Here is a 21,641-nt window from a genome sequence, read left to right as displayed (position 1 = left end):
CCTAAAACTTCCAATTTTTATAGCCTTTATTTGCTTCTAATTTATCTTCAATAGTATCTGGCAAAGCACTAAAGAAATCTATTCCAGTCATTTTTTCTATTTCATCAACAGGAACAACAAAACTATATAAAGGTTTCTTTGAATCATTGTGAGGGACTAAAAAACCAATCATGTTCGCTTTGTCTTTAGTTAAAATAACTTTATAAAAATAGTTAGGCACAGCAACATTTTCTGAACCAATAGTTTTTAAACCATCTTCCAAAACTCCACCTGTAACTACATAAACACCATCATATCTTTCTGCCCAAAATCTTACTTTTTGTTCCAATCTATTCCAAATTCCAGCGTTGAAATCATATAATTGAGGAGAAGCATTTGAAGTCAAAAAGGTTAATTCATACATTTCATACGAACTTTTTCTATCTGCAGCTGGACAAAGATGTCCTTTGTTGTATTTTGTGTTTTTAAAATTTCTCCAATCAGCTGATTTTGTTGTAACAGATTTATCTTGATTAAAATATGGTCGCTTGTAATCTGCTGTTGACATATCGGTTTTTGTTAACTCATAAGCTACCCATTCTGATTGTTCATATTCTTCTTTGTAAGAAAAGGAATAGGCATCATTGGAATAAACATCTTTTGATGTGGAAGTTGGCAAGAAATCAAAAGTAGAATCTTCCGAATAAGTTGAAGATTGCTGTATTTCTTGAGTTATTTCATCTGAATTTATCTGTTTACAGGACAAAAATTGCATTATAGCGATTAATAATAGAAATTTAATATTCTTCATCATTCAAAAATTATCTTGACTTGTTTTTTGTTAACTTTGTAAATATAATCATATTTAAAAGAACAATCATGAGAACAAAATTAATACTACTTATAACTATTTTTACCTTTCAATTTGCTTTAAGTCAAAATAAAACTCAAGTTGATACAACTAATGTTACAGCTGCAAAAATTGAACAAGATTTGAAAGTAGACCAAAAAGTTGAAGCTGCTAGAATAAAAGAAGAAAAAGCTAAAATTGAAGCTGAAAAGAAACAACAAGATAGACTAGAAAAAGAAAAAGAGAAACTTGAAAAAGAGCGTCAAAAAGAATTAGACAAAGCTAAAAAAGAGGCAAAAAAAGCAGAGAAAGAAAGAAAAGCTGCCGAAAAAGAAATTAAAAAAGCTGAAAAAGAACGTAAAAAAATAGATAAAGCCTCTAAAAATGTTTCTAAAACGGAAAGTAAAATTAAAAGTGAAAAAGCTAAATTAAGAAAAGAACAAACAAATTACGAAAAGAAAAAATTGCGTGGAAAACTTTCACCAGAAGATGACTTAAAATACAGAGAAAAGTTATTAAAACAAGAAAATAAAATCAATAAATTAGAACTAGATTTAGAAAAAGACAAAAGAGATTTAAACAAACTCTTAAAATAATTTAATTCTTTAAACTCACAAAATCCCATTTCTCATCAGAATGGGATTTTTTTATTTCAACATGTAAAAGCAATAAGAAATTCAATAAATTATGTAAGGAGTCTTTGAACTAATTAACCCAATTTTACATAAATAAAATTACATATGAAAAAATCGATTATTGCTTTAAGTATAGTTACCTTATTCTTGTTTTCATGTAAAAAAGAAAGTGATGAACCTACAAGAAAATTACCAGAAAGAAAAGAACCTAAAAACGTATCATTTACCTTAGAAAACTCCAAAGACTGGTTAGAGAAAAACAAAGACAACACAAAAAATTTAGACATTGCTTATGCAGTAAACAGAGTGGATAAATCCAATTTTACTAAATTAGATTCTGTTGTTATTCCAACAGATTTAAGTGGTGATAGAGAGTTTTATTTACCCTTTCCGTTTGAAGTTTCATCTTTGGACAAAGTAGATAAAATTATTTTATTTTCTTATCCAACTCAAGCTTTTGCTACTTACGAATATGGAATTTTAACTTACACTGGTCCTACAAGTATGGGAAGCAAAATTCACAAAACACCAACAGGTTTATTTTTTACCAATTGGAAAGCTGAAGAAACAACCAGTACGTTTAACGATGAATGGGAATTGAAATGGAATTTTAATATAGAAAACAAAGAAGGAGTCGGTTTTCATGAATATGAATTACCTGGAGTTCCTGCTTCGCACTCATGTTTGCGTTTGTTAGAAAAGGATGCTAAACACATGTATAATTGGGCTGATCAATGGGTTTTAGCCAACGCAGAAACTGTAAAAATAAAAGGAACACCAGTAATCGTTTTTGGAAGTTATGACTTTGATGCTCCAAAACCTTGGTTGCAATTAGTAGATAATCCAAAAGCTTTAGCTATTAGTGAAAGTGAATTGAACAGTATCATAAAACCACATTTAAATACTATATTAAAAGAACAAAAAAACAGAAAGTCAGCAAAATAAAAAATTTTCTTACACTATATAAAATCCCATTCTTAATTTGAATGGGATTTTTTTATATATTTGAAATTCTACAATTCAATAGAAACTTCAGAGGTGAAAAAACAAAACTTTATATTTATTAGCTTAATTCTATTATTTACCAGCTGTGATCCTCCTCATGATTTAATTTTTATAAATAACAGTCAATCCGTTGCTACAATAAGAATAGATATTGATACAACTAATGAGTTTAATAAATTCAGGTATTTTGATGAGTTAAAATCTGACTCTCTAATTTACAAAATTAAACCAAAAGATACTATTACTATGTTTTTTGGAATTGGAACTTGGTCAGATAAAGAAGTTAGAGAGGTAGCCAACTCCATCACTAAAATAGAAATGGAAAATAGTGATTTTAAAACTATTTACAAATCTAACAATGCAATTAAAAAATTATTAATGGATAATAGAGATGATAAAATTGGTTGGGAAACTGAAATAATAATTGAAATAAAGTAAAACTCAAACAAATAAACTAAAATGGGTTATGGTGTCTTTGTCGGAATAATTTTGATTGCAATATTTATAATATTATCTCCATTTCTATACTTTTTCTTTAAAAAATCAGGAAAGAAAAGAACTGGATTAATTTTATCTTTATTTTTTATTTCAATTGCTATTATTCCTGTTATATTTTTATACTTTGAATCTAAATTTTATTTTAAATCTGATGCAATTAATGATCTTAAAATTGTAGAGATTACCTTAAATGAAAATTTTGAAATTATTGAAAACAAAATTACTGGTCTAGCTGAATATTATCAAACCACAAAGCTTAAAATTTCAAAAAATGATAAGGAAAGAATCATTAATGAAATAAGTAATAGTGTAGATTTTTTTGTTTATGATAAATATAATTTCTTAAAAGACTCTAATAACAATAAGGAAAGTAGTAAAATAATTGCCCATTATTCTTTTGGAGAAAAATATATTAAAGAATCATATGAAAAGAAAAATGGTTTTGCTCCTGTTTTAGTAATGATAATATTGAACGAAAAGTCAAACATTTTGGAAGTTAGAAGAATTGAGGATTAAAAAACAAAAAGACTCACAAGCAATTTAAAACAAAAAAATCCCATTTTCTCAAATGGGATTTTTTTTTTAAAATTCTAAACTCAACTTATTTTCTTGATTTATTCATAGAAACATAATTTGATGATTTTACTAATTTAGCAATGTCTTCTAAAACATTTAAAGACTCATCCACATAAGGATCTTTGCTTAATTCTTCATGCCATCTATCTCTTTTATCTTTTAAAGTAGTATCTGTTTTGAATTCTTCTTGCTCATAAGGTAATGAACTAAACGTTAAGTTGTTTTTGTATGATTTTAAACCATCATACGTTTTATTTTTAGCTTCTAATTCTGCTAATTCTTTTTTGTAAATGGTATAATTTAAACTTACCTCTTTGTCGTCTTTTCGTTCAAAATTCCATTTCGCGTAAGCATCAATCAAATTAAACTCTGGATTTTTCTCCACTCTTTTTCTACTGTTTGCTAAAACTACATCATAGTTTGCTCCAGTTGTATTGTAATTTGCTGCATCGATTTTGTCCCATGGTAATGCTTCTGGTTCATCTCTTTCTCCTGTATCAAAATAAGCAAAACGGTCTGGTAAAACAATATCTGATAAAACACCTTCTCTTTGTGTTGAACCACCATTAATTCTATAGAATTTTTGAATAGTTGTTTTCAATGAACCTAAATCACCTAAAGAGTTTCCTCTTACCATATCATTTAAGTCAATTACGTTTTGAACAGTTCCTTTTCCGTAAGTATGCTTACTTCCAATAACTACTCCTCTTTTATAATCTTGAATTGCAGCTGCAAAAATTTCTGAAGCTGAAGCAGAATATCCATTTACCATAACAACTAATGGTCCATCCCATTGTACACTTGAATCTTTATCTTGCAAAATGTTTGGAACAGAATTCGCATATTTCACTTGAACCACTGGTCCTTTGTCAATAAACAATCCAACCATATCTACAACAGTTTGCAAAGAACCTCCACCGTTATCTCTCAAATCCATTATAATTCCTTGCACTTTTTGTTTTTTCAAACGTTCAATTTCTAAAGCAACATCTTTAAAAGCATCTCTTTTATCTTTATTATCAAAAGAAATATAGAATTTAGGTAAATAAATTACTCCAAATAATTTTCCGTCTTTTTCAACCGTACTAGATTTTGCAAAAGTTTCTTCGGTTTCAACTACATCTCTAATAATTGAAATTACTTTGATACTTCCATCAACACGTTTTACTGTTAAACGAACTTCAGTTCCTTTTGGTCCTTTTATTTTTTTAACGACATCGTCAATTCGCATTCCAGTGATATCGATTGGCTCTTCTTTTCCTTGAGCTACTTTGATGATAATGTCTCCTTGTTCAAGTTCTTTTCCTTTCCAAGCTGGTCCACCAGAAATTAATTCAGATACTTCTACTCCAACATTTTTCTTTTGTAAACGTGCTCCAATTCCTTCGAATGTTCCACTCATACTTACATCAAAACGTTCTTTGTTCTCTGGAGAAAAATAGAATGTATGTGGGTCAAAACGTTCAACAATCGAATTTAAATAAACTCCAAACCAATCATCTCTGTTAAAATCTTTGAAATTTAAATAATTATCATCTAAATTCTTTTCAATTGATTCTCTTGCTTCTTTTTCTAATTCTTCAAAAGTTTTGATTTCAACTTTATTCTTAGCATCAGCTTTCTCTTGAATCTTTTCTTTATCGTCTATTGATGATAAAACAGAAAATTTTAATTGTTTTTTCCATATATCATGTAACTCCTTTTTGTCTTTAGCAAAAGGAATATTTTCATAATCAACACTGATACTTTCGTTTAAATTAAAATCAAAAGGCTTATCTAAAACTTCTTTATAAATAGCTTCAGATTCATCCATTCTTTTTAATAACCTATTGTAGGTTAGATCAAAAAATTTCAAATCTTTGTTTTTAATAAAATCATCTATTGAATCTTCATATTTTTTAAATTCATCAATATCAGACTGTACAAAATAACGTCTAAATGGATCTAATGAATTTAAATATTTATCATACACTTTCTCAGAAAAGGTATCATCCATAGCTATTGGACTATAATGTCCTTTTTCAAGAACGTAAGCCAAAAGTTCTAAAAGTAATTTATCTTTTTCTGGATTTGCTTCGACTTTTTTAGGTCTAAAACTCCAGAACAAAACCGCAGAAATTGCAGTTACTAGCAGTATTATTTTATAATTCTTTTTCATAAATATAAGAAATCGGTTCATTCAAAAATTTTCAACTAAATTACATAAAATATTGTGCCAAAATCTTAAAAATAAGATAAAAGTTTGATAATATTTCCTTATTAGTAGCCATTATTAGCATAATGTTACCATCAAAATTAGTAATTTAGCATTTCGATTTAAATTTAGTAAAATAGCTGTAACATTCCAAAAGCTATTCCTATTATTTTTAGATTCTTTAAATAAGTAAAGCACTCAAATGAAAAAACCATTGATATTAGTAACCAATGACGATAGTATTGTTGCTCCAGGCATAAGAGCATTAATAGAAGTTATGAAAGAAATTGGAGAAGTTGTTGTCGTGGCTCCAGATAGTCCACAAAGTGCAATGGGTCATGCAATTACTATAAATGATACCATAACACTTTCAAAAGTAAATTTAGACAAGGAAATTGACAAAGAATATAGTTGCTCAGGAACACCAGTAGATTGTGTGAAAATTGCTGTTCATGAAATTTTGAAAAAGAAACCTGATTTATGTGTTTCTGGCATTAATCATGGATCCAATTCATCTATAAATGTAATTTATTCAGGAACCATGAGTGCTGCTGTTGAAGCTGGTATTGAAGGCATTCCTGCAATTGGTTTTTCTTTGTTAGATTATAGTTGGGATGCTGACTTTGAACCTTTTAAAAAATACGTTAAGAATATTGCACAAAAAGTTTTGAAAAAAGGACTACCTGATGGAGTTATCTTAAACGTCAATTTTCCAAAATTGAAAGAAAAAGATATTAAAGGCATAAAAATATGTCGTCAAGCGAAAGCTACTTGGGTTGAAGAATTTGACAAAAGAACAAACCCAATGGGAAAAGAATATTATTGGTTATCAGGAGAATTTGTCAATCAAGACAAAGGAGAAGACACTGACGAATGGGCTTTGCACAACGGTTACATTTCTGTAGTTCCAGTGCAATTTGATTTAACAGCTCATCATGCTATTTCGCAATTAAATAATTGGAATTTATAATGAAAAATAAAGATTTATTTATCGGAGTTTTTATTGGACTAATTGTCTGTTTTATTGGATGTGTTTTATTTATTACCTTATTTACTTCAATGGGTTTAGAGGAAGGTTTTAGTAATTTAAAGACTCAAGGTAATTTAGGAAAACTTATTACACTAGGAGCTTTGTTGAATATTGGAATTGTTTATTGGCTATTTAAGAAAAATAAAGACCTAATGGCAAAAGGAGTAATTTTATCAATATTTATTCTAACTATTTATACTGTGTTTGTTTAATGAAATATTACATTATTGCTGGTGAAGCTTCAGGAGATTTGCATGGATCAAATTTGATGAAAGCTATTTATAAAAAAGATTCTGCTGCCGAAATTCGTTTTTGGGGTGGAGATTTAATGCAAAATGTCGGAGGAACTTTGGTAAAACACTACAAAGAACGTTCTTTTATGGGATTTTTAGAAGTGATTCAAAATATCTCAAAGATTTTTAAAGACATTTCTTATTGTAAAAGCGATATTGCTTCTTTTAATCCAGATGCATTAATTTTTATTGATAATTCTGGTTTTAATTTGCGAATTGCAAAATGGGCAAAAAAGCAAAATCTCCAAACGAGTTATTATATTTCTCCACAAGTTTGGGCTTCAAGAGCCAATAGAGTTCATGCCATAAAAAGAGATATTGATCATATGTATGTGATTTTACCTTTTGTAGAAGATTTTTATAAAAAGTATGATTACAAGGTGAATTTTGTTGGACATCCTTTAATTGATGCTATTGAAAACAGAACAAATGTTGATGAAGCTAGTTTTAGAAAAGAACATAATTTATCAGAAAATCCAATTATTGCTCTTTTACCAGGAAGCAGAAAACAAGAAATCACAAAAATGCTTTCAATCATGTTGTCTGTTACTAATGATTTTCCAAAATATGAATTTGTAATTGCTGGTGCTCCAAGTCAGGATTTTGAATTTTACAAGCCCTTCTTAAAGAACAAAAACGTAAAATTTATTTCTAATAGAACCTATGATTTATTGAATGTTTCAACAGCAGCTCTTGTAACTTCTGGAACTGCAACTTTAGAAACTGCTTTGTTTAAAGTTCCACAGGTGGTTTGTTATAAAGCAAATGCTATTTCTTATCAAATTGCCAAACGAATTATTACACTAAAATTTATTTCATTAGTAAATTTAATCATGGATAAAGAAGTCGTAAAGGAATTAATTCAAGGTGATTTAAATACTTCGCAATTAAAAAAAGAGCTCAATAATATTCTGACATCACCAAAAAGAGAAGAAATGTTAAAAGACTATGAGTTACTTCAACAAAAATTAGGAGGAAAAGGTGCTAGTGAAAAAACTGCTCAATTAATCTACGAAAGATTGAAAAAATGATATATTTGCAGAAATCAAAAATTTTGAAGCACTCTTTTTTTACCATTTTATTCTTATTTTTATTTCATATTTCTGCTGAAGCTCAATCAAATACAAAAAAAATGATTATTGCTCCGATAGCTGAAGGTTCTGTATCTATCGAAAAATATGATACTAAAGAAAAAACTTTGGTAAAAAACTTCAAGAAGAATGATAAAGAAATTAAAAAGGTAAAATTATTTTCTGAAAAACTGCAAAACAGACTTGCTTTAGAAGATGCTACAGTGATTTCTAACATAAATTTGCCAAATTTTCAAAAAGCTGAAGTAATAGAAACAGCTAAAGAATATATTGGAACTCCTTATCATTATGGTGGAATGTCAAAACGAGGAATAGATTGTTCTGCATTGACTTTATTTGCTTTTACAAAAAACGATTTGTCATTACCAAGAACATCAAGAGCACAATCTAAAATTGGCAGAAAAGTACAAAAATCAAATGCTGAACCTGGTGATTTAATCTTTTTTAAAACCAACAGAAGAAGAAGTATAATTACACACGTTGGATTGGTCACAGAAAATAATGATGGTGAAATAAAATTTATTCATGCTTCATCAAGTCGAGGTGTAATTGAATCTTCTCTAGAGGAAAGTTATTACCAAAGAACATTTGCTAAAATCAAACGTATCATAGAATAATTACACTTTGAAAAAATCAACTTTACTACTATTTGTCTTGTTTTCAGTAATCTTTATTAGTTGTAAAACTTCTAAATCAAACATTATTACTTCCAAAGAAAAAGCAAAAGAAAAAGGGATTTATTCTTATAATGGCAAACCTGTAAAAGTAGAAAAAGGCAACTCTTCAAAACCTTATAAAAGAGGAACAATTAGCGTTACAAAATTTGCAATTGTTGAAACTGCAAAAGAGAATTTAGGTGTAAAATATAAGTATGCTGGCACAACAAAAGCTGGAATGGATTGTTCTGGCTTGGTTTATTCTTCATTTATGAAATATGATATTGAACTTTCAAGAGTTTCTTCTGACATGGCAAAAGAAGGCAAAGAGGTTTCTAAATCAAAAGCACAAGAAGGTGATTTAATTTTTTTTAAAACCAACAATAGTCGTTCCATTAATCACGTTGGAATTATCACAGAAAACAACGATGATGAATTACTTTTTATTCATTCATCAACAAGTAAAGGTGTAATTATATCTTCCTTGAACGAAGAGTATTATGCAAAAGCATTTGAAAAAATAAAGCGAATTTTGGAGTAACAATTACCCTAAACCTAAATGGATGTATTAAAATATCCAATTATTACTATTGCTCTTTGTTTTGGATTAGGAATACTAATCCAGAATTACCTATGCTTTTCTTTGATTACAATTTTATTTTCAACTTCAATTTTATTTGTTCTGTTTCTAATATTGCTTTTTTTCAATAGAAATAAAAACAAAAAAAACATCTTTTTTGGATTGGTTACTTACTTGCTGATTCTTTCTATTAGTGCTTTGTCATTGTATGTTCATCAAGATGTTCATAATAAAAATCATTATACAAATCTTAAAATAAAAGAAAATAATAGCATAAAAGGTTTTGCTGTTGAAACCTTAAAACCAAATGAATTCTACACTAAATTTCTCTTTGAAATCGATTCATTTAATCATCAAAAAAGTTCAGGTAAAATTTTAGTTTACTTTTCTAATAAAAATTCTGACTCGTTGCAAATTGGTGATTTAGTTAGCTTTCAATCTGAAATTAAACCTATTCAAAAAAATTATAATCCAGACACTTTTGATTATTCAAATTATATGGCTAATCAGAATGTTTTTCATCAAATAAAATGTTTTGAAAATGATTATTTTATTGGAAGTAAAGTCAAAAAATTCACGTTTTATATTAATAAATTACGTCAGAAATTAGTTCATAGTTTTGATGCACATCATTTTTCTGTCAGAACTAAATCAATTCTAAATGCTTTATTATTAGGTCAAAAACAACAAATTGATAGCGAAACGCTAAACGATTATAAAAATGCTGGAGTTGTGCATGTTTTAGCTATTTCTGGATTACATATTGGAATTATTTATGTCTTTTTTAATTTCATTTTTGGTTTTTTGAATAGATTTAAACATGGAAAAACCATAAAACTTGTTATTATACTTTTATTGTTATGGCTTTTTGCCTTGATTTCTGGAATGTCCGCTTCTATCACAAGATCAGTAACAATGTTTACTTTTATTGCAATTGGAACTTTCCTCAATCGAAAAAACTTCATGTTTAATGCTGTTGCTGGTTCATTTTTGTTTTTGCTAATTTACAATCCTCTTTATGTTTTTGATGTTGGATTTCAATTGAGTTATGCTGCCGTAATTTCTATTTTGTTGTTTCAACCTTTTTATGAAAAATTTTATTGGTCCAAAAACAAAATTGTTGTTTATATATCAGACTTATTTTTAGTTTCACTTGCAGCACAGTTAGGAGTCCTTCCTTTAATGATGTTGTATTTTAAACAGATTCCGACTTTATTCTTATTAGCTAATTTTATTGTTATTCCTATTGCAACAGTTGTTCTAATTCTTGGAATTGTAGTTCTATTTCTAAATTTTACAGCGATGCCAATTGCGTTATTTTTAGGAAAATTAATTTCATTGGCTGTAGAAATAATGAATAATTACATTCATTACCTTTCTAGTTTTCAAAATTATATCATTAAGAATATTACTTTCACACCATTGTTGACTGTTGGTTTATATCTTATAATTTTAAGTGTAGTTTATTGGATATATAAACCTAAAAACAAGAATATTTTATATGTTCTGAGTTTTACTTTAGCATTTCAAATTTTATATTTTTATACCAAAAATGAAACTTCACAAAAAACTGAATTAATAGTATTCAATAATAAAGAAAGTATTATAGCAACTTTTGAAGCGAATAAAATTATTGTCTTTTCTAATGATAGTTTAATTCACCAAAATCAAAATCTTCAAGAATATGCTACAGCCAAGTTTAATCCAGAGGTTGTATTTTATCCTTTAGAAAATGTTTTATTATTTAAAAACAAACAAATCTTGATTGTTGATGAATCAAGAATTTATAATACGACAATAAAACCTGATGTTGTTATAATTAGACAGAACTCTAGAATTAATATTGAGAGATTAATTCAAGCCACTTCACCAAAAATAATTATTGCTGACAAAAGTAATTCGTATACTTCTATAAAAAGATGGAAAGCTACTTGTTTAAAACACAAAATCCCTTTTCATGCCATTGTCGAAAAGGGATTCTATAGAATGTGATTTTTATTTCTATAATTCAGCTTTCAATTGTTCAGCTGTTCTATATCCTAAAACATTTGTTTTAATTTCTCCATCTTTATCAAATATATACATCGTTGGATAACCTTGCACTCCTAAAAAAGAGGTGAATTCATGCATACCATTTCTTCCTGTTTTACCAGCAACATATTTCGGATTTGTATATTTTGTTCCTTTAAAAGTAATTGTTTCATTTCCTTCAGCATTAAACTTTACAGCATAATAATTTTTAGAAATCAGCTCAACTATACTTGCATCATGAAATGTATTTTTATCTAACATTTTACAGGGTCCACACCAATCTGTGTAAACATCCATAAAAATAGGTTTTGGATCTTTTTTCTGAGCCTCTAGTGCTTCATTCATTGTCATCCACTTAATTTCTTGAGCAAATGAAACTACACTTAAAAAACTCAAACTTAAAACTAATACTAACTTTTTCATTTTTATTGTTGGTTATTTTTCATAATATTATTTGCACCTTCTAACCACTTTTCTGGTCCACCTGCAACATAACCTATGCTACCTAAAGCACTTAAATTAACTTTCCCTTCAGTTGTTTTTTCAGGATTTACCAACCAAACTGTTGGATATCCTCTTACTTGAAAAATTTGTTGCAGCTGGGCATTTTGCATTTTTATCGATTCATCTTGTGGTGTTCTCTTAGGAAAATCTAATTCCACTAAAATTACATTTTTTTTTGCCCATTTTGTAAACTCTTCCGTTTTAAAGACTTCTTTTTGCAAACGTATACACCAACCACACCAATCTGAACCTGTAAAAAACATCATTAAAGGTTTATTTTCTTTCATAGAAAGTTCAGTTGCTTTAGTCATATCAGTGTGCCAAGTCAAATCTTCTTGTGCTTGAACAAAAAATGAAGACAAGCTTACAAAAAGTAGTAAAAATATTTTTTTCATTTTAAAAGATTTTAAACAAAATTAGACAAAAAAGATGCCAAAGATTGTTTGTTATCTAACACCGTGCATTAGTTTCTTGAATAATGGTGCTGTTAAAAATGCCATTACACTCAGCACTATTGAAATAGCAGTTAAAATCCAAAAGAAAGTACTTAATCCTTTTTCTTGAGCCAAACTTTCAGAATATTCTCCAAACATACCTGCTAATTTCATTCCAATAGCAACAGCTAAATACCAAATACCAAACATCATGGCAATCATTCTCGCTGGTACTAATTTACTAATATAAGACAAGGCAACAGGTGAAACACACAATTCTGCCATTGTATGAAATAGATAGACTAAAACCAACCAAATAATACTAACTGAAGCTGTTTTTGCACCAGGAGCAATACCACTAGCACCAATAGCTACAGCAGCTGTTCCAACTCCAATTAATAACATACCTATAGCATATTTTCCACTAGCACTTGGATTGTATTTACTTTCCCACCATTTTGAAAATAAAGGAGCTAAAGCAATAATAAACAATGAATTTAAGATTGAAAACCATGTTGCTCCAATTTCAACTGCACTTTCTTTAGCTGTTACAGTGGCTTCATTTTTCTTGGATTCTTTATTGTCAAATCCAACACTATGAGTAATGAATAGTTGTAAATCAGAACCTACTTTATATTTTTCTAAATCGTCTTTTGATAATTTAATAATTTTACTTTTGGATTCTCCTTTTGTATTGGCAAATGCTACTTCTGCTTTGTTTATTTGAATACCAGCTCCAATTTTATCTTCTTTGAAGATTCGTGCAATTTTAGCATTAAATGTTTCTCCTAATTTATTGTTTTCTTTGTCAAAGAGAACATTCTCTTTTGCAGTTTTACCTATATTACCCTCAGCAGTTGCATCATAGATAGATACAGATTCATTATCAATTATAGAAAGCTTATCACCATTTGCATAGTCATTTGATGATACAACTTTAGCGGTTTCAATAGTTCCATTATTATTAAGATATTCTACAACATAAGAAGAAGAGTAATAGTCATTTTTTACTTTCCAAATTGCAATTCCCCAAATGATGATAAAACTTAGACTCAAAACAATAATTGAAGCAGCAAATTTTTTAAAGGTTTGTTTTGCTAGTAAAATTAAAACCCATGTTATAATTGCTAATGGAACAATTGTCATTAAAGCATCGACGATTTTAAAAATAGTTCCAGAAGTTCCTTCTAAAATTCTTTGGGTATAATCTCTTGCAAACAAGGTTAATGAACCTGGTGATTGCTCAAAAATAGCCCAGAAAAACATTGTTATGAAGGCAAAGAATACAATAGCAATCATTCTATCTCTTACCACAGGAATATATTTTGGAATTCTAATAAACAGCAATATTACAAACAATGCTAATGCAGTTAAAATAACAACATTATTTCCATCCATCCCTCCTAATTTAAAACTGTATAAATTAGTTGCACCTTCTGTAATTTTAGCAATTGGATCATTTAAAATCCAAGTTAAACCTAAAAAAGCTGAAACAGCAATAATCCCTAATTCTAATTTAGTAAATGGGTTTAATTTTCCTCCATTTTCTTCAGTAATAGATAAAGCTACATCTTCTACTGATTGAGCTTTAGGTTTTAAACCAATATCTCCAAAAATATCTTTTGCCCACCAAAATTGTAATAATCCGAAAAGCATAAAGATTCCTGCAATTCCGAATCCCCATGACCACCCAATTTTTTCACCTAAATATCCACAAAGCATAATTCCAAAGAAAGCACCTGCATTTACACCCATGTAAAAAATAGTGTAAGCTCCATCTTTCTTTTCAGGTCTATCTTTATATATTTCAGAAACAATTGATGTCATATTGGGTTTAAAAAATCCACTTCCAAAAACTAAAAATGTAAGTCCTAAGTAGATAAAAAAACTAGTTTCTAGAGCCATACAAGCATGACCTAAAGTCATCATTAAAGCTCCAACAACAACTGCCCATCTAAAACCGATTACTTTATCTGCAAAATATCCACCTAACATAGTAGATAAATAAACTAAAGAGGTGTAAGTTCCAAAAATAGCTAAAGCATGTTCTTTGGGCCAACCCCAACCTTCATCTAATAATGAAGCTGTAAAAAACAACACTAATAAAGCACGCATTCCGTAATAAGAAAAACGTTCCCACATTTCTGTGAAAAATAATACGAATAAACCACTTGGGTGACCTAAAACGGTACTCTTAAAGAATTGATCGGTTGAATTTTCTTGCATAATTTATATTTGTTAATTTTTCTTTATTTAATTGTTTAATTCTTTATCTACTCCGTGCATTAATTTTTTGATCACTGGTGACAAAGCTAATAAAACTACTCCAAATCCTATTCCTGTATAAAACAAATATTCAAATAGTTTTAAATAACTTTCCTTAGCAATATTTAAATCTGGTGCTAATCCATTTGAAGTATCCACAGAAGCAATATTAGCTAATAATGATGCAATAAATTCTGAACTAGCTGTTGCTAAAAACCAAACTCCCATCATAAAACCAACGATTTTAACTGGTGATAATTTTGTTACTGCTGAAAGTCCAACTGGTGATAAACTTAATTCTCCACAAGTGTGAAGAAAATAAGCTAATATTAACCAAATAGCCGCTACTTTACCTAAACCTGACACGTTAATTCCCATAACCAATGCTCCAAATCCTAACCCAACTAACATTAAGGCTAATGAAAATTTTACTGCAGTATTTGGATTGAATTTTCCTAATTTCACCCATAACCATGCAAAAACTGGTGCTAATAAAATAATAAACAGAGCATTAAAACTTAAAAACTGTCCAGCAGAAAGCTCAAATCCAAAAATATGTCTGTCTAGAATTCTATCTGCGAATAAATTCATTGAAGTATAAGCTTGCTCAAATAATGCCCAAAATACAATTGTAAATACAATTAATATTGTTAAAGCAATTAGCTGATCACGGGCTTTTCCATCTAATTGAGTGGCTGCATAATAAACAATATATAAGAATGAAACTCCACCAGCAACTTTTAATGCCCAAGAAACAGCCTCATGATTTTGAACCATTTGCCAAAAAATTAAAGTTGACAAAATACTTCCTATATAGATTAACCATTCATTTTTAAGTCCAAATGAAGTTTTTTCCAAGAAAGATTGATTGTTTGATTCTCCTTTACCCATTAATAATTTTTTACCTGAAATAAAAGTTATTAAACCAAAGAACATTCCAACTCCTGCAGCACCAAAACCATAACTCCAACCATAAGTTTCTCCTAACCAAACACAAATAATTGTAGCTAAGAAAGAACCTAAATTAATTCCCATATAAAACAAAGTAAATCCAGAATCTCTTCGTTTGTCTCCAACTGCATATAATTCACCAACTAAAGATGAAATATTTGCTTTTAAGAAACCAACACCAAGAATAATTAATGCAAGTGAAAAATAGAAAACTTGCAGTGCTAAATTATCTCGTGTAATTTCTCCAGTAATAGATTGTGTGGCAGCGTTTCCCTCATAAGCCATTCCTAAATGTCCTAAAACTAACATGATTCCACCAAAGACAATTGCTTTTCTAAAACCTAAATATTTGTCAGCAATAAAACCTCCAATAACTGGAACAGCATATACTAGAGCTGCATAACTTCCAATTAATAAATTTCCAGAATCGTCTGAAAACAAATGGTATTTTGTTAGATAAAAAATCAATAAAGCTTTCATTCCATAGAATGAGAATCGTTCCCACATTTCGGTGAAGAACAATATAAAAAGTGCTTTTGGATGTCCAAAGAACGTTTGTTCTTCAATTGGTGTATTTGTCATATTATAATTTTTCTAAAAGAAAGTTAGTCATCTTAGTAAACAATTGTAATCTTGTTGCTCCACCATAAATTCCATGGTTTTTATCTGGGTAAATGGCCCAATCAAATTGTTTGTTAGCTTGTACTAAAGCTTCTACCATTTTCATGGTGTTTTGAACATGTACATTATCATCTGCAGTTCCGTGAATTAAAAGATAGTTTCCTTTTAATTTTTTTACGTGATTTATTGGTGAGTTGTCATCATATCCACTTGCATTTTCTTGTGGTGTTTGCATATATCTTTCTGTGTAAATTGAATCGTAATATCTCCAACTTGTAACTGGTGCTACTGCAATTGCTGTTTTGAATACATCATTTCCTTTTAAAATACAGTTACTACTCATGAATCCACCGTAACTCCAACCCCAAATTCCAATTCTTGAAGCATCTACATAGTCATATTTTCCAATTACTTTTGCTGCGTCAATTTGGTCTTCTACTTCATATTTACCTAATTCTTTATAAGTCACTTTTTTGAAATCTGCTCCTTTGAAACCTGTTCCTCTTCCATCTACACAAACAATAATATATCCTTTTTGAGCCAACATATAGAACCAATAATCATTATAAGAATTCCAACTATTTGCAACGCTCTGTGAACCAGGTCCAGAATACTGTGTCATGAAAACTGGATATTTTTTTGAAGCATCAAAATCTGCTGGTTTGATAATGTAAGCATTTAATTCATATCCTTTTTCTGTTTTAAGTGTGAAAAACTCTTTTGGACTTACTCCATATTTCGCTAATTTTTGTTCAGCAGCTTCATTAGATAGAATCTTTTTAATTTCTTTTCCAGATTTAGATTCGTTTAATGTATAGGTTGGTGCTTGAGTAGCACTTGAAAATGAATTAATGAAGTAATCAAAATTTGGACTAAATGTAGCATCATTTGTTCCTGTTTTTGAGGATAATCTTGTTTTTCCTTTTCCGTCAATTTTTATGGAGTAAACATCTCTATTTATAGAACCATTTTCTACTGATTGATAATATATCATTCCAGATTTTTCATTGAAACCATAATAATTTGTTACTTCCCAATTTCCTGAAGTTATTTGCTTTTTCAATTTTCCATTTTTATCGTAGTGATAAATATGGTTAAATCCATCTTTTTCTGAAGTCCAAATGAAACTGTTGTCTTTTAAGAAAGTTAAATTATCAGTAACATCAACATAAGCTTTATCTTTTTCGTTTAAAACGACTGTGGTTTTTCCTGAAGAGGCATCGACAAAATGTAAATCCAAATTGTTTTGATGACGATTCAATACTTGAACACTCAAAACATTTGAATCATTGGTCCATTTAATTCTTGGAATGTAAAAATCTTTATAATCTCCTAAATTAATAGTTTGCGATTTTCCTGTTTTTAAATCATAAGTATGCAACGAAACAACAGCGTTTTTCTCACCTGCTTTTGGATATTTAAAAACTTCTTGTGTTGGATATAATCCTTGGTTGTACATATCCATTGAAAATTCTGGTACTTCAGATTCATCAAAACGAATGTAAGCGATTTTTGTTCCATTGGCATTCCAATCATAAGCTTTTACGAAAGCAAATTCTTCTTCATAAACCCAATCCGTAATACCATTGATGATTGCATTTTTCTTCCCATCATTTGTGATTTGCAAATGTGTTCCTGAAATGGCATCATAAACATACAAATCATTTTCAAAAGCATAAGCTATTTTTGTACCATCTGCAGAAAATGTAGGTTCTTGAATTTTCTTATCGGTAAATTTTGTTAGTTTTTTTGAAGAAATATCATACACAAAATAATCAGCTGTGAAGGAATGTCTAAAAATAGGAGTCGAATTAGAAGCAATTAAAATCTTTTTTTCGTCTTTATCGAATGTATAACTATCAATTGATTTCAATTCCGGGAAATCTTTTGAGTCGATTAAAGTCGAAACTTTCTCTAAAGTTGCAAAATCATATAAGTCGATTTGTGCACTTCTTGACGTTCTGTTAAAATCCAATACTGTGTATTGATTTGTATTCTTCATGGCCTGGAGTTCATCCATACTTTCTGTTCTAAAAGCTCCTGACCAAATTTCTTCTAGAGTGATTTTTTGTTGTGCAACAATTGATAATGAAGTAAATAAGAATAAAATTCCTACTATAAATTTTCTTGTCATAATAATATAAGGTAAAAAACTTCCAATTTTACTAAAAATTTACGAGAAAACCTTGCTTTTTATGATATATTCACAAAAAAAAGGTTGTTAAAATCTGTTTTATCTTACTTATCTTTGTAAAAAAATATACAATGCTTCAAAATAAAGGTTTTTCAAAACTTACCAAAGAAGAAAAAATAAATTGGATTACTTCGACTTACTTTTCAAATCCTGAAGAAGCCGAAAAATTAGTAAAACAATATTGGAATTCGAATAGTCAATTGCAAAAATTACATGATGAATTTATTGAAAACACATTAACCAATTTTTATTTGCCTTTAGGAGTTGCTCCCAATTTTGTCATAAACGATAAAATTTATACAGTTCCAATGGCAATTGAAGAAAGTTCTGTTGTGGCAGCTGCAAGTAAATCAGCAAAATTTTGGGCTGCACGTGGTGGATTTAAAGCAACAGTTTTAGGAACTGAAAAAATTGGACAAGTTCATTTTTCATATTCAGGTTCTTTTGAAAAATTAGAAGCTTTTTTTAAGAAAAAGAAATCATCATTTTATGAAGACACTTCTTCTATAACCAAAAATATGGAAAAACGTGGTGGTGGAATTTTAGATATTCAATTAGTAAATAAAACGGATAAATTAGAAGATTACTACCAATTACATGCTACTTTTAATACGAAAGATAGTATGGGTGCGAATTTCATCAACTCTTGTTTAGAGCAATTTGCTAAAACATTGGAAAGAGAAGTGAATTCTTATGAAGGGTTTTCTGAAAACGAAAAGAAAATTCAAATCATCATGTGTATTTTGAGCAATTTTGTTCCGAATTGTGTGGTTAGAGCCGAAGTTTCTTGCAAGGTTGAAGAGTTGAATGAAGACACAGAAATAAGTCCAACTGAATTTGCTGAAAAATTTGTAAAAGCAGTTCAAATTGCAGAAATAGAACCTTATAGAGCCGTAACACACAACAAAGGAATCATGAATGGAATTGATGCTGTAGTTTTAGCCACAGGAAATGATTTTAGAGCTGTTGAAGCTGGTGCTCATGCTTATGCTAGTAGAAATGGAAGTTACTCTAGTTTATCACATGCTTCTATTGAGAATGGTGTTTTTAAATTTTGGTTGGATATTCCTTTAGCTTTAGGAACTGTTGGTGGTTTGACATCATTACATCCTTTGGTGAAATTTTCTTTAGAAATGTTAGGAAAACCTTCAGCTGAAGAGTTGATGAAAATTGTTGCAGTTACAGGTTTGGCTCAAAATTTTGCAGCTTTGCGTTCGTTAACTACAACAGGAATTCAAAAAGGACATATGAAAATGCATATTCATAATATTTTGAATCAATTTCAAGCTACCAAAGAAGAAAAGGAAAAAGTAATCGCTTATTTTAATGACACAACTGTTTCGCATAGTTTAGTTGTGGATTATTTGGAGCAGATTAGAAAATAAAAACTTTAAACTAACCCTTTTTAGGGTTTTGAACCCCAAAAGGGTTAAGATATGAAGAAAGAAACTTATTATAGCAACGGAAAATTATTAGTAACTGGAGAATATTTGGTTTTAAATGGTGCAAAATCCTTGGCTGTTCCTACGAAATTTGGTCAAGATTTAGAAGTTACACCAGCTCTTGGTAAAAAAATTATTTGGAAAAGTTATGATGCTGATGAAAGTGTTTGGTTTGAAGATGAAATCTTTTTTGATGATATAATTGAGAAATCTTCATTTACTGAAAATAAAATTAAGAATACTTTAGTCGAAATTTTACATCATGCTTATTTATTAAATTCGGACTTTATTAAAAATGCTGAAGGTTATTCCATAAATACTAAATTAACTTTTCCAAGATTTTGGGGTTTAGGTACATCTTCTACATTAATCAACAACATAGGACAATGGTTAAATATAGATGCTTTTGAATTACTTAAAAATAGTTTTGGAGGAAGTGGTTATGATATTGCTTGTGCTCAAACCAATCAATCTATTATTTATCATTTAGAAAACGAAAAGCCTTTTTTTGAAACGGTTTCATTTAATCCAATTTTTAAAGAGCATATTTATTTTGTGTATTTGAATAAAAAACAAAGTAGTAGATCTGCTATTAATAATTATTTGAACAAGCAATTTTCTTTGGATAAAGTAAAAAATAAGATTAATAAAATCACAAAATTTATTATTGAAACTGATAATTTAAATGATTTTATGGCTGCTTTAGACAAACATGAAATTTTACTAAGCGATATTTTAGAACAACTGACAGTAAAAGAAGCTTTGTTTCCTGATTTTAATGGAACGGTCAAAAGTCTTGGTGCTTGGGGTGGTGATTTTGTAATGGTTGTTGCTAAAGAAAATCCTTTGTTTTATTTTGCTGATAAAGGTTATGAAACTATCTTAAAATATGAAGAAATGATTTTGTAAATTATTTTTCTAATTCTGTAGTCATTTGATCTAAATAATTATCATAAATGTTTTTAGTTTCTGACCACTTCTTAGCTTCATCTTTCCATTTATAAAAATTATTTTTATCTTTTTTGAAAAAATAATAATGCGCTAGATTAAAAGCTGTTTCTTGTATGAAATTTTTCTGTTTACAAACTTTAACCATTTTATTGTAAACTTCTATATTTTTATCAATTTTTTCAGAATTCTTATAAGTATAAGCAAGTTCTTTTAAGGTATAACAATCTTTAGGGTCTTTTTTAACGGCTCTCTGTAGTACAATTTCTGCTTTATCATATTGCTCTAGATGATTATATGAAAAAGCCATTTCCGCAAATAATCCTTCATAATCTGAGTTTGTTTTTTCTAATTTTTCTAAATAGATTAATGCTGTTTCACATTCATTCCAAGCATTAAAAATAAATCCTCTATTGAATAAGGAAGAATCAGTATTATCATCTCTTTTGTATATTTCTAACCAATCAGGATATTTATTAACGTTTAATTCTTTAAATTTATCTTCAGGAATTTCTGCAATAATATTTCTGCTTACATCTAAGCGCATTTTTAATGATGTAGATTCCTTAGCTAATTTATTTTCAATAGTTACAAAGTCACCATTTTTGTTAATTTTGAATTCGCCACCATAATTGAATGTCAATCCAGCAGCATTATCAATATAAATGAAACCATATGTATAAACACTATCTTTATTCATTGGAAAAACCATCCATTTATCTACACATTTAATATAGTTTTTATCAAATTTTAAAGGGCTTTGTGCAAATATATTTAGTGCAAAAAAAAGTAGAAATATGTAAGTGTTTTTCATAATTGTTTTAGTTAAAATTTTTTTTTCGGAAAGGCTAATATATAAAAAAA

At 28.8% G+C, this 21,641-nt stretch carries 20 protein-coding genes; 12 read left to right on the top strand and 8 right to left on the bottom strand.

The features are described from left to right. Position 1: 1 nt before the first annotated feature. Positions 2–793: a DNA/RNA non-specific endonuclease gene (locus ACFO3U_RS02230; protein ID WP_379738011.1), complete on the bottom strand. Its 792-nt coding sequence runs from the start codon at positions 791–793 to the stop codon at positions 2–4. Positions 794–858: 65 nt separating this feature from the next. On the opposite strand from ACFO3U_RS02230, the gene ACFO3U_RS02225 reads away from it, so the two are divergent. From ACFO3U_RS02225 to ACFO3U_RS02210, 4 genes are all read left to right on the top strand, one after another. Beyond that, positions 859–1,425 (top strand): hypothetical protein, encoded by a 567-nt coding sequence (locus ACFO3U_RS02225; RefSeq protein ID WP_379738010.1) that lies wholly within the window; start codon positions 859–861, stop codon positions 1,423–1,425. A gap of 144 nt (positions 1,426–1,569) precedes the next feature. Next, positions 1,570–2,409 (top strand): L,D-transpeptidase, encoded by an 840-nt coding sequence (locus ACFO3U_RS02220; RefSeq protein WP_379738009.1) that lies wholly within the window; start codon positions 1,570–1,572, stop codon positions 2,407–2,409. 93 nt (positions 2,410–2,502) lie between these two features. Further along, complete coding sequence (locus ACFO3U_RS02215; protein WP_379738008.1) at positions 2,503–2,907, top strand: hypothetical protein; 405 nt, start codon at positions 2,503–2,505, stop codon at positions 2,905–2,907. Between the two features lie 51 nt (positions 2,908–2,958). Next, positions 2,959–3,483 (top strand): hypothetical protein, encoded by a 525-nt coding sequence (locus ACFO3U_RS02210; RefSeq protein ID WP_379738007.1) that lies wholly within the window; start codon positions 2,959–2,961, stop codon positions 3,481–3,483. An 85-nt stretch (positions 3,484–3,568) separates the two neighbouring features. On the opposite strand, the gene ACFO3U_RS02205 is transcribed toward ACFO3U_RS02210, so the two are convergent. Beyond that, positions 3,569–5,722, bottom strand: coding sequence for a carboxy terminal-processing peptidase (locus ACFO3U_RS02205; RefSeq protein WP_379738006.1), 2,154 nt, complete (start codon positions 5,720–5,722; stop codon positions 3,569–3,571). Between the two features lie 217 nt (positions 5,723–5,939). On the opposite strand from ACFO3U_RS02205, the gene surE reads away from it, so the two are divergent. The 6 genes from surE to ACFO3U_RS02175 are packed head-to-tail and all read left to right on the top strand — an operon-like array spanning position 5,940 to position 11,379. After that, a complete protein-coding gene (surE, locus tag ACFO3U_RS02200; RefSeq protein WP_379738005.1) occupies positions 5,940–6,707 on the top strand; it encodes a 5'/3'-nucleotidase SurE in 768 nt (255 codons plus the stop codon). After that, complete coding sequence (locus ACFO3U_RS02195; protein WP_379738003.1) at positions 6,707–6,979, top strand: hypothetical protein; 273 nt, start codon at positions 6,707–6,709, stop codon at positions 6,977–6,979. Before surE ends, ACFO3U_RS02195 begins: the two co-directional genes overlap by 1 nt. Continuing rightward, complete coding sequence (lpxB, locus tag ACFO3U_RS02190) at positions 6,979–8,091, top strand: lipid-A-disaccharide synthase (RefSeq protein WP_379738001.1); 1,113 nt, start codon at positions 6,979–6,981, stop codon at positions 8,089–8,091. Before ACFO3U_RS02195 ends, lpxB begins: the two co-directional genes overlap by 1 nt. A gap of 23 nt (positions 8,092–8,114) precedes the next feature. Beyond that, positions 8,115–8,768, top strand: a complete 654-nt coding sequence (locus ACFO3U_RS02185) for a C40 family peptidase (protein ID WP_379737999.1) — start codon at positions 8,115–8,117, stop codon at positions 8,766–8,768. Positions 8,769–8,775: 7 nt separating this feature from the next. After that, positions 8,776–9,348 carry a C40 family peptidase gene (locus ACFO3U_RS02180; protein WP_379737997.1) on the top strand — a complete coding sequence of 191 codons (573 nt, stop codon included), beginning with the start codon at positions 8,776–8,778 and terminating at the stop codon, positions 9,346–9,348. 18 nt (positions 9,349–9,366) lie between these two features. After that, positions 9,367–11,379: a ComEC/Rec2 family competence protein gene (locus tag ACFO3U_RS02175; protein ID WP_379737996.1), complete on the top strand. Its 2,013-nt coding sequence runs from the start codon at positions 9,367–9,369 to the stop codon at positions 11,377–11,379. Between the two features lie 9 nt (positions 11,380–11,388). Here ACFO3U_RS02175 and ACFO3U_RS02170 read toward each other — a convergent pair whose 3' ends face one another. Genes ACFO3U_RS02170 through ACFO3U_RS02150 form a run of 5 tightly spaced genes read right to left on the bottom strand, consistent with a single transcriptional unit; the run spans position 11,389 to position 18,327 of the window. Further along, the gene (locus tag ACFO3U_RS02170; protein ID WP_379737994.1) at positions 11,389–11,841 is read right to left on the bottom strand and encodes a thioredoxin family protein; all 453 of its coding nucleotides are present in this window, start codon (positions 11,839–11,841) and stop codon (positions 11,389–11,391) included. Positions 11,842–11,843: 2 nt separating this feature from the next. Further along, positions 11,844–12,317 (bottom strand): thioredoxin family protein, encoded by a 474-nt coding sequence (locus tag ACFO3U_RS02165; RefSeq protein WP_379737993.1) that lies wholly within the window; start codon positions 12,315–12,317, stop codon positions 11,844–11,846. Positions 12,318–12,368: 51 nt separating this feature from the next. Beyond that, positions 12,369–14,582 (bottom strand): oligopeptide:H+ symporter, encoded by a 2,214-nt coding sequence (locus tag ACFO3U_RS02160; protein WP_379737991.1) that lies wholly within the window; start codon positions 14,580–14,582, stop codon positions 12,369–12,371. Positions 14,583–14,609: 27 nt separating this feature from the next. Continuing rightward, positions 14,610–16,154, bottom strand: coding sequence for a peptide MFS transporter (locus tag ACFO3U_RS02155; RefSeq protein ID WP_379737989.1), 1,545 nt, complete (start codon positions 16,152–16,154; stop codon positions 14,610–14,612). Between the two features lies 1 nt (position 16,155). Further along, on the bottom strand, positions 16,156–18,327 hold the full coding sequence (locus tag ACFO3U_RS02150; protein ID WP_379737988.1) for a S9 family peptidase: 2,172 nt from the start codon (positions 18,325–18,327) through the stop codon (positions 16,156–16,158). A gap of 131 nt (positions 18,328–18,458) precedes the next feature. Here ACFO3U_RS02150 and ACFO3U_RS02145 point away from each other — a divergent pair, with 131 nt between their 5' ends. Beyond that, entirely contained in the window at positions 18,459–19,772 is a 1,314-nt protein-coding gene (locus tag ACFO3U_RS02145; protein ID WP_379737986.1) for a hydroxymethylglutaryl-CoA reductase, degradative, read from the top strand. A 51-nt stretch (positions 19,773–19,823) separates the two neighbouring features. Beyond that, the gene (locus tag ACFO3U_RS02140; RefSeq protein ID WP_379737984.1) at positions 19,824–20,738 is read left to right on the top strand and encodes a GYDIA family GHMP kinase; all 915 of its coding nucleotides are present in this window, start codon (positions 19,824–19,826) and stop codon (positions 20,736–20,738) included. 1 nt (position 20,739) lies between these two features. Here ACFO3U_RS02140 and ACFO3U_RS02135 read toward each other — a convergent pair whose 3' ends face one another. Then, entirely contained in the window at positions 20,740–21,591 is an 852-nt protein-coding gene (locus ACFO3U_RS02135) for a tetratricopeptide repeat protein (protein ID WP_379737983.1), read from the bottom strand. Between the last annotated feature and the right edge of the window lie 50 nt (positions 21,592–21,641).

Origin of the sequence: Flavobacterium ponti (genome assembly GCF_042652765.1) — a bacterium.
Classification (GTDB): Bacteria; Bacteroidota; Bacteroidia; order Flavobacteriales; family Flavobacteriaceae; genus Flavobacterium; species Flavobacterium ponti.
This window is presented reverse-complemented; position numbering and strand designations above follow the sequence as displayed.